Consider the following 12,380-nt stretch of genomic DNA (forward strand, 5'->3'; position numbering starts at 1 on the left):
ATAATAAAAGTCGAACTATTTGACCGTATGACAAATAAATTATGACGGTTTATAAGAATAGCAGGATTTCCTCTCTTTTTGGGGAAGTTAAGTGATGTAGACTATTTCGGCAGTGAGAAAAGAGGAGAACACGCCCATGATTGAAAAAATTAAAAGCTACCTACATACGCATAGGGATGAACACATAGAGGAACTCATGGCATTTCTGCGGATTCCAAGCATAAGTGCAGTTGCCCAGCACCAACCGGATATGCTGAAATGTGCGGAATGGACAGCTCAATCCCTACAAAAGGCCGGACTCGAAAACATTGACATTATGCCTACCAAAGGTCACCCTGTGGTGTATGCAGATTGGTTACACGCACCAGGCAAACCGACGGTATTGATTTATGGTCATTATGATGTGCAGCCTGCTGAGCCCTTGGAACTGTGGGAAACCCCTCCTTTTGAACCTGTAATCCGTGACAATAAGCTGTTCGGCCGCGGTAGTACAGATGACAAAGGCCAACTGTTGCTATATGTGAAAGTTGTAGAAGCCTTTCTTCAAACACAGGGTTCACTTCCGATTAACGTGAAATTCTGCATTGAGGGTGAAGAAGAGATTGCAAGTAAGCATCTTCCTTCTTTCGTTGAAGAACATGCTTCCAAATTGCAAGCTGATTCCATCATACTTTCCGACACGCAAATGCACGGCCCAGGTAAACCCGCACTTATGTATGGACTTCGCGGCTTAGCTGGATTCGAAATTACAATCGATGGCGCGAATAGCGATCTGCATTCGGGTCTTTTCGGCGGTGCGGTACAGAACCCTATTCACGCAATTAGCAAGCTTCTTAGCTCGTTCCATGACGAGCAAGGACGTGTAGCTGTACATGGATTCTATGACCGCGTGATCGAGCTATCGGATAAAGAGCGCGAATCGTTCAAGCAAGTAGAACCAGATGAAAACAAAGTTCGCACGAATTTGAACGTCACAGAGCTATATGGGGAGCAAGGCTTCTCCTTTTACGAACAGACAACATCCCGACCTACGCTTGAAATCACTTCTGTTAGTGGCGGCTTCCAGGGTGAGGGGATTAAACCCATCATTCCGAATCGGGCTAGTGCTAAGATTGCATGTCGCCTAGTTGCTGCGCAGGTCCCTGAGGAAATCATGGATCTAGTCGAAGCCCATATTCATGCACTAACGCTTCCAGGCGTAACGATCACGTTAGATCGTCAATTGCGTGGCAACCCTTTTATCACCCCGATTGATGAGCCTGTCATGCTAGCAGCAGCCGAAGCTTATGAAGAAACGTTCAGCGAGTGGCCCGTGTATACACGTAGTGGTGGATCGATTCCGATTGTCGAAGTGTTAGGACGAGTATTAGATGCACCTGTAGTGCTAATGGGCTTTGGGCTGCCAGGGGAGAATCTCCATGCTCCGAACGAGCATTTTCATCTAATGAATTGGGACAATGGGACAGAGACCATTAGTCGTTACTGGCTAAAGTTAGCTCAATTGGCTGCCACATCTAAAGAATCTAACTAATGCATAATATAGGGCTATAATAAAAGGAGTAACTTCAATGGGGAATCAATTGCACGCGCGAGATGCACGATTAGAAGATTTAGCAGAAATCGTACGTATTTACAATTCTACAATTGCAGGACGTATGGTTACTGCCGATACTGAACCCATCACAACAGCCTCACGTGAGCGCTGGTTTCACGAACATTCTGCTGATTTCCGTCCGCTATGGGTGCTTGAAAATGAGAACGGCATTTGTGGCTGGCTGAGTTTTCAGTCCTTCTATGGACGTCCTGCTTATAACGCAACGGCGGAAGTCAGTATATATGTTGATGAAGCTTATCGAGGCCAAGGCATCGGACGATATTTGATGGAACAAGCACTGGAAGCCAGTCCTAAACTGGGGCTCAAGTCACTGTTAGGGTTTATTTTTGGTCACAATGAGCCGAGTCTGCGGCTTTTCCGCAAATTCGGATTCACCGATTGGGCACACTTACCTGGCGTCGCTGAGCTAGATGGCGTTGAGCGGGATTTGATTATTTTGGGCAAACGTGTTGGTTAGTTCCCAATCTCTTGAATAAAAAGCGCTACTCCTCCCTACTCGCCGAAATAATAATCGGGGATGTTGGTGAGGTGTAGCGCTTTTCTGTGATAGTCGATTGGGTTATACCGCGTTCGATCGCGGTTCTTCTCCACATTCAGATGGAAAAAGTACAGTTAAATCGGTCAATTTCGTTTTATAAATAGAAATAAATGGATTTCCTACAGCTAATCTTGACGAATACGATGATTATGACGGAACGAGCTGAAAATACCTGTATATTTTCCATCTATATCCTATATACACTTGAAATCTGCGAGATTAGATGGAGAAAATCCATCTATTCTTCAAAGTCTTCACTTTTCAACTACTCCCTACTTAAACTTCCTACTCCACACTATGCCCACTCTAAACACACTCGCTACTCCGAGTCTGCACTGCCTGTCGACTACTCCATACAATGGTCTACTCTACTCACATTCGTCACTCTATGACTACTCTACTCAACTATAATACCCTCACACATTACATACATGGCTCTACTCATCCATCGCCACAATCGCTTCTACCTCAATCTCAATCAGCAATCGTGGGTCAATCAGCGCCTTCACTTCAACCATCGTAGCAACGGGCTGCACATCACGGAAAAACTCCCCATGCGCCTTGCCGAACGCTTCCCATAACGATATATCGGTCACGAACATCCTGGTTCGCACCACATCAGATCGCTGTGCGCCAAGCTCTTGGAGCGCTTGTTCAATCGTTTGGAGGATGAATCGAGCTTGTTCATAAGCATTGCCTACGCCAACAACCTCTCCGTCTTTCATCGCTGTAGTCCCAGCTACTTCAATTCGGTCACCTACACGAATAGCTCGACAGTACCCGACCACAGGCTCCCAGGGTGAGCCCGTAAACACTCTCGTTCGATTCATTACGCAATCGCTCCTTACTTTTTTTACAGATACGCTGCTAGTTTATCTTGTAATCCTGATGTCACCGGCAATAATGGCAATCGTAATGCCCCAGATTCAATGACACCTTGCTGGTGGAGCAGCCATTTGATCGGAGCGGGATTAGGCTCTTGAAATAGGAGACGGATTAATGGAAGCAACTCCTCGAATTCTTGTCGACTTTCCTCATGGGCTCCGCTGACAAAACTGCGAATAAAAGAAACAAACCGCTCCGTCTCCACATTCGCTGAAGCGCTCATAACCCCCTTGCCACCTGCTTGTAGGGCAGCATACAGCAGGGTGTCCTCCCCACACAAAACTGGTTTAGAGCCCAATCTACTTAATTCTGTGACTAACCCAATATTAGGCGTGCTGTCCTTCATCCCGATAACCCCATTGAGATCAAGGATGGTTCGAACCGTATCCACTTCAAGTGTTACCCCTGTCCGATGCGGTACATCATATAGAATCACCGGTACGCCAACTCCTGCTACCTGGCGAAAATGTTCAATAATCCCCTGCTGGCTAGGCCGATTGTAATAAGGTACAACAACGAGAACTGCTTCTGCTCCCAGTTTGCCCGCTTCTTCCACTTTGCCAACCGTTGAACGTGTATCATTCGTGCCAGCTCCAACAATTAAAGGCACTTCTACATGAGCTGCGTCGCGCGCAGCTTGAGCTGTCGCAAACAACACCCCAAGCTCGTCTTTCGTGATCGTTGGTGATTCGCCTGTTGTCCCATTCACAACTAGTCCATCTATTTCATCTTGAAACAAATTGTATGCCTGATTATAAAAAGATGCAGCATCTACCTCAAACTCTTGGTCAAAAGGTGTGACGATGGGTACAAATAACCCCTGTAGGTCCTGTTCTTTTAGCAAAATAACCATCTCCCTGCCTCGTTTGTTTGTACATTTACTTTAGCATGGAACTCTTCATCACAGTTAGCTATAATAAATGATAGAACTCATCAAAAATATTGATAACAAAGCGAGGTTCCACATGGATCTTACGTATTTCCGCACCTTTCGTGAGGTTGCCCGTCGGAAAAGCTTCACACGTGCTGCCGAGGAATTAGGCTATGCCCAATCGAGCATTACGATGCAAATTCAAAAGTTGGAACGTGAATACGGTGCTCCTTTATTTGAAAGGTACGGCCGAACGCTACGCTTGACTCCACCAGGTGAAAGCTTGCTAGTGATCGCGCAACAATTGCTTGAGCTCTATGACCAATCCAAGGAAATGATCGCCAATCAAGTTAGTGGAACATTGACCATCGGGACTATCAACTCTTTAGCCGCCTATTATCTGCCGCCATATTTACATAAGCTCAAACAGCTGTATCCAGGATTAAGTATTCAACTCTTTCCTGACAGCGAATCCTCCATTCTCACCAAGGTCAAAGACGGAGACTATGATATCGGCCTTCTCTTAGATCAATATCCAGCAGATCCCTCTCTTGCTTGTACAAGTGTCCGTGAGGAACAACTCGTCTTCGTTGCACCCTTAGATCACCCTTTAACGGAACAAAAGGATATTCAACTTGCTGACCTCGGCAATACAGAATTTATTGTCACCGAAGAAGGATGTATCTATCGAGGCAAATTTGAAAGATTGCTGAAAGACAACGCCGTCGCCTTACAAATTGGATTCGAGCTAGGCAACGTTGAAGCCATCAAACAATGTGTGATGAGCGGCTTAGGCATTGCCTTATTACCTCGAATTACAGTCGCGAGTGAGCTGGCGATCGGCAAGCTTGTACAGCTTCCTTTTACACATAACCAATTAACAATGGACTTACAGCTCGTGCTGCATCCCAAAAAATGGATGTCCCAACCCTTGGATACATTCATTCAATTAGTAACAAATCAACCCCAAGAATAAAAAAAAGAAGCTCACCTTTGCATAAAGGTAGAGCTTCTTCTAAGAATAAGCCAATTACAAGATTTGCACCCCAATGAGGCGCCGATTGAACGGTAGCCTGCACGGTTTCGCAAAAACTTGTCGTCTGTTGCAAGACCACTTTAGTATAGAGGAATCGGACACCGTTCGTCAAATTCTCATCACTGCAGCAATCTATTATACACCGTAAGCAGATGGATTAACTCTCCACGAACGCAAGAGTTCCATATCTTCGGACTGGATCTTCCCTTTTTCCAAAGCTACCTCAAGCAAAGTTGAGTAGTTAGAAAGCGTATGAAGAGGCATTTCAGCCGCCGCGAACGCATCCGTCGCTTTATCCAACTGATAGGAGAAAATCGCAAGAACGCCAAGCGCTTCAGCTCCAGCATCTTTGACCGCAACCGCTGCTTTCAGCGAGCTGCCTCCTGTGGAAATCAAGTCTTCAATCACGATAACTTTTTGTCCTGGTTTCACGGAACCTTCAATCAAGTTCTCTTTGCCATGACCTTTTGCTTTGTCACGGATGTAGATCATCGGAAGGCCCAGTTTCTGAGCTACCCAAGCCGCATGAGGAATGCCAGCCGTAGCTGTTCCTGCTACAACTTCAGTCTCAGGGAATTTTTCCTTGATCAACTGGGCGAAACCATCGGCAATCGCCTCACGGATCGCTGGGTGCGACATCGTCAAACGATTATCACAATAAATCGGAGATTTCAGTCCTGATGTCCATGTAAAAGGTTGCTGTGGACGAAGCGCCACCGCTTCAATCTCTAATAAGGACGCTGCAATATGCTGCGCGATTGTGTCAAGTTTACTCATTCACGTTCACCGTTCCTCTCAAGGTTAAATGCAAGTGCCTACACGATCGACTCGATAATCGCTTCAATCGCAGCTCTCGGATCAGCTGCGCCCGTGATCGGTCGCCCGATCACGACATAGTCCGTCCCCTGCGCGAACGCCTCAGCCGGGGTCATAATACGCGACTGGTCGCCGATGTCGGCCCCCGCCGGGCGGATGCCTGGCGTTACGGTGACGAAGCCGTCACCGCACGCCGCCTTAATCGCCGTCACCTCAAGCGGTGACGCGACAACCCCGTTAAGCCCCGCGGCATGCGCCAAGCGGGCATACCGAATGACGGCCTGCTCGGTTGTACCGGCAAGGCCGATCTCGTCATTCAGCACCTGCTGCGAGGTGCTGGTCAACTGCGTCACGCCGATGACGATCGGGCGTGTTGCCCCAACGGCTAGTCCCTTGTCGACTCCCTCCAAGGCAGCCTCCATCATGTACTTGCCTCCGGCAGCGTGCACATTGAACACATCCACCCCAAGGCGCGTCACGCTCTCCGCGCCGCCCTTGACCGTGTTCGGAATGTCATGCATCTTCACGTCGAGGAACACCTTATAGCCGCGATCCTTCAGACTCGCGACAAAGGTAGGACCTGCAGCATAAAACAGCTGCATTCCTACCTTTACATAACACGGAATGCCTTCGAGCTGCTTAAGCAGCCCTTCAGCACTTTCCGCGTTCGCGTAGTCCAAGGCGACCATAATGCGTCCGGTAACATCGTTGCGAGTTAACGTACTCATCTTTGGCACCGTCCTTTAGACATGTATTGGCATTGCACGTGAGGAGAAGTTAATTGCTTCAAGCATATTCACTAGCGCTCTAACAGTATCCAAGGATGTCATACACACGACACCATTCTCAACTGCTTCACGACGAATACGGAAGCCGTCACGCTCAGGCGTTTTGCCCTTAGTCAATGTATTCACGACGAACTGAGCATCACCGCTGCGGATGAGGTCAAGAATGTTTGGCGAACCTTCACTAAGCTTGTTAACGGTTGTTACTGGAAGACCTGCTTGTGCAATGGCTTCAGCAGTTCCACCTGTTGCAATGATTTTGTAACCTAGGCGATAGAAGCCTTTCAAGATTTCAATCGCTTCTTCTTTATCTTTATCCGCTACGGTTACCACGACGGAACCTGCAGCTGGAATCTTCATACCTGCACCGATAAGTCCTTTGTAGAGTGCTTTTGCAAAGTTAACATCACGGCCCATAACTTCACCTGTGGACTTCATTTCAGGCCCGAGTGTTGTATCTACACGGCGAAGCTTCGCAAAGGAGAATACCGGAACTTTGACAGACACGTATTTATCTTCTGGCCATAGACCACTTTGATAACCCATATCTGCAAGGGATTGACCCATGATAACGCGTGTTGCTACGTTCGCCATTGGGATGTTCGTCACTTTGCTCAAGAAAGGTACTGTTCTGGATGAACGCGGGTTAACCTCGATCACATATACTTGATCGTTATGAATAACGAACTGGATGTTCACGAGACCAACGACATTCAGCTCAAGACCGATTTTCGTCGTGATATCGATAATTTGTTGTTTGATCTCATCGGAGATCGATTGTGGCGGGTAAACCGCGATCGAGTCACCAGAGTGAACCCCTGCGCGTTCTACGTGTTCCATAATCCCTGGGATAAGAACCGTTTCTCTATCGCAGATCGCGTCAACCTCTACCTCTTTACCAAGCATGTAGCGGTCGATAAGAACCGGATGTTCCGGGTTTATTTTAACCGCATATTCCATGTAGCTCAGCAACTCTTCATCGGAGTAGACGATTTCCATAGCGCGTCCACCAAGGACATACGAAGGACGAACGATAACCGGATAGCCGAATTTCGCTGCTGTACCGACAGCTTGGTCAACGGACGTTACAGTACCGCCTGGAGGTTGTGCAACCGAGATTTTGCTAAGCAAGGCTTCGAATTTCTTGCGATCTTCTGCAGTATCAATACTTTCTAGATCAGATCCTAGGATGCGAATGCCTGCTTTGTGCAGCGGTGCTGCCAAGTTAATCGCAGTTTGTCCACCGAATTGTACGATAACACCGATTGGCTGTTCACGCTCAATCACGTTCATGACATCTTCGAAGAATAATGGCTCGAAGTATAGGCGATCCGATGTATTGAAATCTGTAGATACTGTTTCTGGGTTATTATTGATGATAACCGCTTCATAACCAGCCGCTTGAATCGCCCACACTGCGTGAACTGTGGAGTAATCGAACTCGATCCCTTGACCAATACGAATTGGACCCGATCCTAGAACAACAACTTTTTGTTTCGTCGTTTCAGTCACTTCATCTTCTTGCTCATAAGTGGAGTAGTAGTATGGTGTGGAAGCTTCGAATTCAGCTGCACACGTATCTACCATTTTGTATACAGGCTTGATGTTGTGTTGTAAACGGAATGCTCTTACATCTGCTTCTTTTGTGAAAGTACTGCATCCTGCCAATGTACGAATCTCCGCAACAGCGCGGTCTGTGAAGCCTTTGCGCTTGATATCGAAAATGAGTTCAGCCGTCAGATCTTGTGCAATTTCAGTTTCATAAGCAATCAAGGCACCGACTTTGTTCAAGAACCACCAGTCAATTTTCGTTAAATCTTGCAATTGTTCCACGCTATAGCCTCTGCGGAACGCCTCAGCTAGTAAGAACAGACGCTCATCATCAGGTTTTTGTAGACGCAATTCTAATGTTTCTGTATCAAGCAAATCCGTTTCTTTCAAGAATAGGCGGTGAACGCCGATTTCAAGGGAACGAACCGCTTTTTGAATGGACTCTTCAAAAGTACGGCCAATTGCCATAACTTCCCCAGTCGCTTTCATTTGTGTACCTAGTTTACGGTTAGCCGCAGTGAATTTATCGAACGGCCAGCGTGGGATTTTGGATACGATGTAATCTAGTGCAGGCTCGAAACAAGCGTAAGTTTGACCCGTAACTGGGTTTACAAGCTCGTCTAGCGTGTAACCAATCGCAATTTTCGCTGCCATTTTCGCAATCGGATAGCCCGTTGCTTTGGAAGCAAGCGCCGATGAACGGCTAACACGCGGGTTAACTTCGATGACGTAGTATTGGAAGCTGTGTGGATCAAGTGCGTATTGGACGTTACAACCACCTTCGATGTTCAAGGCGCGAATAATTTTCAGGGATGCGGAACGCAGCATTTGGTACTCACGATCCGACAATGTTTGGCTTGGTGCTACGACGATACTATCGCCTGTATGTACGCCAACTGGATCAAAGTTCTCCATGTTACACACAACGATACAGTTATCGTTCGCATCACGCATAACTTCGTACTCGACTTCTTTCATACCCGCGATACTGCGCTCTACGAGACACTGACCGATTGGGCTGTAACGAATACCGGAAGCAACGATTTCCGTGAGCTCTTCCATTGTGTTACAGATACCGCCGCCTGTTCCACCAAGTGTGTAGGCAGGACGAATGATGATCGGGAAGCCAATTTCATTTGCAAAATCAACGGCTTGAGCCACTGTTGTAACGATAACGCTATCCGGTACGGGCTGCTCGAGCTCTCTCATCAAGTCTCTGAAAAGGTCACGATCTTCCGCTTTCTCAATAGCAGTCAATTGTGTTCCTAGAAGCTTAACGTTCTCGCTCTCTAGAACGCCTGCACGTGCAAGTTCAACCGCCATGTTCAGACCCGTTTGTCCGCCAAGTGTTGGCAGCAAACCGTCTGGACGCTCTTGACGAATGATTTGCGTTACGAATTCGAGTGTAATGGGCTCGATGTATACTTTGTCCGCCATATTCGTATCTGTCATGATCGTAGCTGGGTTGCTGTTGATCAGAATAACTTCCATGCCTTCTTCTTTCAAAGCTTGGCAAGCTTGTGTTCCTGCATAGTCAAACTCTGCCGCTTGACCAATAACGATCGGTCCGGAACCGATAACGAGAATCTTTTTGAGTGTATTATTTTTTGGCATATTGCAGTTCCTCCTTCACAGATGTCGATGCCGTGGAAGCATTCCACTGAGCAAGCATTTGCGCTTGGCGCGGCTGCTGTGGGTTATCTAGTTTGTGCTGATGAATCAGCGAGATGAAATCATCGAACAGGTAGCTGGAGTCGAATGGTCCAGGTGCTGCTTCTGGGTGATATTGCACCGAGAATGCTGGGTATTGCTTGTGGCGTAAGCCTTCGATCGTGCGATCGTTATTGTTAATGTGCGTCACTTCAAGGTTCGTTCCTTGTACGGAATCTTCCTTTACCGTGTAGCCATGGTTTTGCGATGTAATGTAGCAACGTCCAGAAATCAAATCTTTAACAGGGTGATTACCGCCGCGGTGACCGAATTTCAATTTATCTGTGTCTGCGCCGCAAGCTAGTGCGAACAATTGGTGACCCAAGCAGATTCCGAATAGTGGAATATCGCCGAGCAAGCCTTTGATCATTTCAACTGCGTGTGGAACATCCTTCGGATCCCCAGGGCCATTGGAAAGCAATACACCATCTGGTGCTAAGCGACGAATTTGTTCAGCTGTTGCATCCTGTGGAACAACCACTACATCGCAATCGCGCTTGCTAAGATCGCGGATAATCCCACTTTTTGCTCCGAAGTCAACCAGTACGATTCTTTCTTTGTGACCTGGTGCACCGAAAACGCTTTTCGTGGAAACACGGGATACTTGATCCGTCATAAGCGGTGTATTTTTAAGAGTAGCCATTAATTCTTCGACCGATTTATTGGAAGTTGTAATGATACTTTTCATTACGCCATAGTGACGAATTTTGCGAGTCAACATACGTGTGTCGATACCACTGATGCCGACAATGCCGTATTCTTTCAGCAGGCTGCCAAGCGTGTATTGCGCTCTCCAGTTACTTGGAATTTCTTCATGCTCACGCACGACGAAACCATGGATGAATGGTCGCACGGACTCGAAATCATCACGAATCACACCGTAGTTTCCTTGAAGTGGATACGTCATCGTTACGATTTGTCCACAGTAGGAAGGGTCTGAAAGTACCTCTTGATAACCAGTCATACCTGTGTTAAAAACTACTTCGCCGACGGATTCACCTTCACTACCGAACGATTTTCCTGTAAAAAGAGTGCCGTCTTCCAGCAACAATCTTGCCTGCATGTTCTTTCAACTCCTTCGCTATTGTCAGGCGGTTCTCTCAAACCGCAGATGTCATGCTTACGATATTACACGTCACGATCTTGCATAAACATAAATCTTCTTGTATAAATATACACGATTTTTCATTCATCGTATAGATGCTTCTCATGATTTGGGCTTTATAAATAAGGCTATTTCTTGAACTTAGGAGTACACTACTTTACCCGAAGCAATCGTCACAACCGGCCAGCCGCGCAACTCCCACCCGATGAAAGGTGTGTTCTTGCTGCGGGATACAATCTCTTCTTTCAGAACTGCTTTCGTTGTATCTAGATCAACAATTGTGATGTCTGCCACGCTGCCTACTTCTAATGTTCCATATGGAAGACCGAATACGTCAGCAGGCTTCTTCGTCATACGGTCCACTAGGAAACCAAGTGTCCATTTGCCTGTAAGTACAAACTTCGTATAGAGCAAGGAGAATGCTGTTTCGAAACCAAGGATTCCGAATGGTGCCAGCAACATGCCTTTGGCTTTCTCTTCTTCGGTATGCGGCGCATGGTCTGTCACGATAATGTCGATAGTGCCATCTTCCAATGCTTCAATTACAGCTTGTACATCACGTGGTGTGCGAAGCGGCGGATTCATCTTCCAGTTCGCATCCATCCCTGGAATGTCTTCTTCCGAGAGCAGGAGATGATGCGGGCAAACCTCTGCTGTAACCTTGATACCGAATTGTTTCGCGTGGCGGATCAGTCGAACTGACTGTTCTGTACTGACGTGACATACGTGGTAGTGTACCCCAGTTGCTTCCGCTAGCAATACGTCACGCCCAACATGAATCGCTTCGGATTCGTTCGGAATCCCTTTCAGGCCATGCTTCGTGGCGAAAGTTCCTTCGTTCACTGGCGCGCCTACGACCAACGTGTCATCTTCACAATGTGCGATGATCGGCATGCCAAGTGATGCAGCTAGAGCCATCGCATCTTTCATCATTTGCGCGCTTTGTACGCCTACGCCATCGTCTGTATATCCGATGACGCCCGCTTCTTTCAACGCTGCGAAATCCGTTAACTCACGTCCAAGCTCGTTCTTCGTAATCGTCCCGTAAGGAATGACGCGAACGACGCCATCGGTAGCCGCTTTATCCAATATGTAGTTGACTGTGTCTACTGTATCAATGACTGGGCGCGTGTTCGGCATACAAGCGATCGTTGTAAAACCGCCTCTTGCTGCAGAACGTGTACCCGTTGCAATGTTTTCTTTATGTTCAAATCCAGGCTCTCTTAAATGTACGTGCATATCAATGAATCCTGGCGATACTAGCTTGCCGGCAGCGTCGATGACTTCATGTCCTTCTGTTTGTGGTACGTCACCACTCAAAGCATCAACTACCAGTGCAATTTTATCGTTTTCAACCAAAACATGTTTTGTCGTCTGTACATTATTCGCATCAACGGTAAGTCCGTTTAGAATCCAAATTCCCATAGTGATATTATCCTCCTAGTATTCATTTGGGGCCCCCGCAAAG

The 12,380-nt window shown here is 47.1% G+C and carries 10 protein-coding genes; 3 read left to right on the forward strand and 7 right to left on the reverse strand.

Going from position 1 to position 12,380, the window contains the following annotated elements; genetic code table 11:
- Nucleotides 1–136: 136 nt before the first annotated feature.
- Nucleotides 137–1,531: a dipeptidase gene (locus A8708_RS31845; protein WP_068670644.1), complete on the forward strand. Its 1,395-nt coding sequence runs from the start codon at nt 137–139 to the stop codon at nt 1,529–1,531.
- Nucleotides 1,532–1,568: 37 nt separating this feature from the next.
- The gene (locus A8708_RS31850) at nt 1,569–2,072 is read left to right on the forward strand and encodes a GNAT family N-acetyltransferase (protein ID WP_068670646.1); all 504 of its coding nucleotides are present in this window, start codon (nt 1,569–1,571) and stop codon (nt 2,070–2,072) included.
- A 518-nt stretch (nt 2,073–2,590) separates the two neighbouring features.
- Here A8708_RS31850 and A8708_RS31855 read toward each other — a convergent pair.
- Nucleotides 2,591–2,983: a RidA family protein gene (locus A8708_RS31855; RefSeq protein WP_068670648.1), complete on the reverse strand. Its 393-nt coding sequence runs from the start codon at nt 2,981–2,983 to the stop codon at nt 2,591–2,593.
- A gap of 23 nt (nt 2,984–3,006) precedes the next feature.
- Nucleotides 3,007–3,891, reverse strand: coding sequence for a 4-hydroxy-tetrahydrodipicolinate synthase (gene dapA / locus A8708_RS31860; protein ID WP_338044253.1), 885 nt, complete (start codon nt 3,889–3,891; stop codon nt 3,007–3,009).
- A gap of 112 nt (nt 3,892–4,003) precedes the next feature.
- Between dapA and A8708_RS31865 the strand changes: the two genes are divergently transcribed.
- Nucleotides 4,004–4,885, forward strand: coding sequence for a LysR family transcriptional regulator (locus tag A8708_RS31865; protein WP_068670650.1), 882 nt, complete (start codon nt 4,004–4,006; stop codon nt 4,883–4,885).
- Nucleotides 4,886–5,080: 195 nt separating this feature from the next.
- Here A8708_RS31865 and pyrE read toward each other — a convergent pair whose 3' ends face one another.
- The 5 genes from pyrE to A8708_RS31890 form a co-directional block, all read right to left on the reverse strand.
- Entirely contained in the window at nt 5,081–5,722 is a 642-nt protein-coding gene (pyrE, locus tag A8708_RS31870; protein WP_068670652.1) for an orotate phosphoribosyltransferase, read from the reverse strand.
- Between the two features lie 38 nt (nt 5,723–5,760).
- Nucleotides 5,761–6,489, reverse strand: a complete 729-nt coding sequence (gene pyrF / locus A8708_RS31875; RefSeq protein ID WP_068670654.1) for an orotidine-5'-phosphate decarboxylase — start codon at nt 6,487–6,489, stop codon at nt 5,761–5,763.
- A gap of 15 nt (nt 6,490–6,504) precedes the next feature.
- A complete protein-coding gene (carB, locus tag A8708_RS31880; protein ID WP_068670655.1) occupies nt 6,505–9,711 on the reverse strand; it encodes a carbamoyl-phosphate synthase large subunit in 3,207 nt (1,068 codons plus the stop codon).
- A complete protein-coding gene (carA, locus tag A8708_RS31885; RefSeq protein WP_068670658.1) occupies nt 9,698–10,870 on the reverse strand; it encodes a glutamine-hydrolyzing carbamoyl-phosphate synthase small subunit in 1,173 nt (390 codons plus the stop codon). The genes carB and carA overlap by 14 nt, the downstream gene beginning before the upstream one ends.
- 183 nt (nt 10,871–11,053) lie before the next feature.
- Complete coding sequence (locus tag A8708_RS31890; protein WP_068670660.1) at nt 11,054–12,337, reverse strand: dihydroorotase; 1,284 nt, start codon at nt 12,335–12,337, stop codon at nt 11,054–11,056.
- Between the last annotated feature and the right edge of the window lie 43 nt (nt 12,338–12,380).

This window comes from Paenibacillus oryzisoli, from assembly GCF_001653565.1.
In the GTDB taxonomy this organism is placed as follows: domain Bacteria; phylum Bacillota; class Bacilli; order Paenibacillales; family NBRC-103111; genus Paenibacillus_E; species Paenibacillus_E oryzisoli.

Excerpts from the sequence above, each read along its gene's own strand:
- A8708_RS31850 (WP_068670646.1), top strand. The coding sequence starts at position 1,569 with ATGGGGAATCAATTGCACGCGCGAGATGCACGATTAGAAGATTTAGCA.
- carB (WP_068670655.1), bottom strand. The coding sequence starts at position 9,711 with ATGCCAAAAAATAATACACTCAAAAAGATTCTCGTTATCGGTTCCGGA.
- A8708_RS31845 (WP_068670644.1), top strand. The coding sequence starts at position 137 with ATGATTGAAAAAATTAAAAGCTACCTACATACGCATAGGGATGAACAC.
- A8708_RS31890 (WP_068670660.1), bottom strand. The coding sequence starts at position 12,337 with ATGGGAATTTGGATTCTAAACGGACTTACCGTTGATGCGAATAATGTA.
- A8708_RS31855 (WP_068670648.1), bottom strand. The coding sequence starts at position 2,983 with ATGAATCGAACGAGAGTGTTTACGGGCTCACCCTGGGAGCCTGTGGTC.
- dapA (WP_338044253.1), bottom strand. The coding sequence starts at position 3,891 with ATGGTTATTTTGCTAAAAGAACAGGACCTACAGGGGTTATTTGTACCC.
- pyrE (WP_068670652.1), bottom strand. The coding sequence starts at position 5,722 with ATGAGTAAACTTGACACAATCGCGCAGCATATTGCAGCGTCCTTATTA.
- pyrF (WP_068670654.1), bottom strand. The coding sequence starts at position 6,489 with ATGAGTACGTTAACTCGCAACGATGTTACCGGACGCATTATGGTCGCC.
- A8708_RS31865 (WP_068670650.1), top strand. The coding sequence starts at position 4,004 with ATGGATCTTACGTATTTCCGCACCTTTCGTGAGGTTGCCCGTCGGAAA.
- carA (WP_068670658.1), bottom strand. The coding sequence starts at position 10,870 with ATGCAGGCAAGATTGTTGCTGGAAGACGGCACTCTTTTTACAGGAAAA.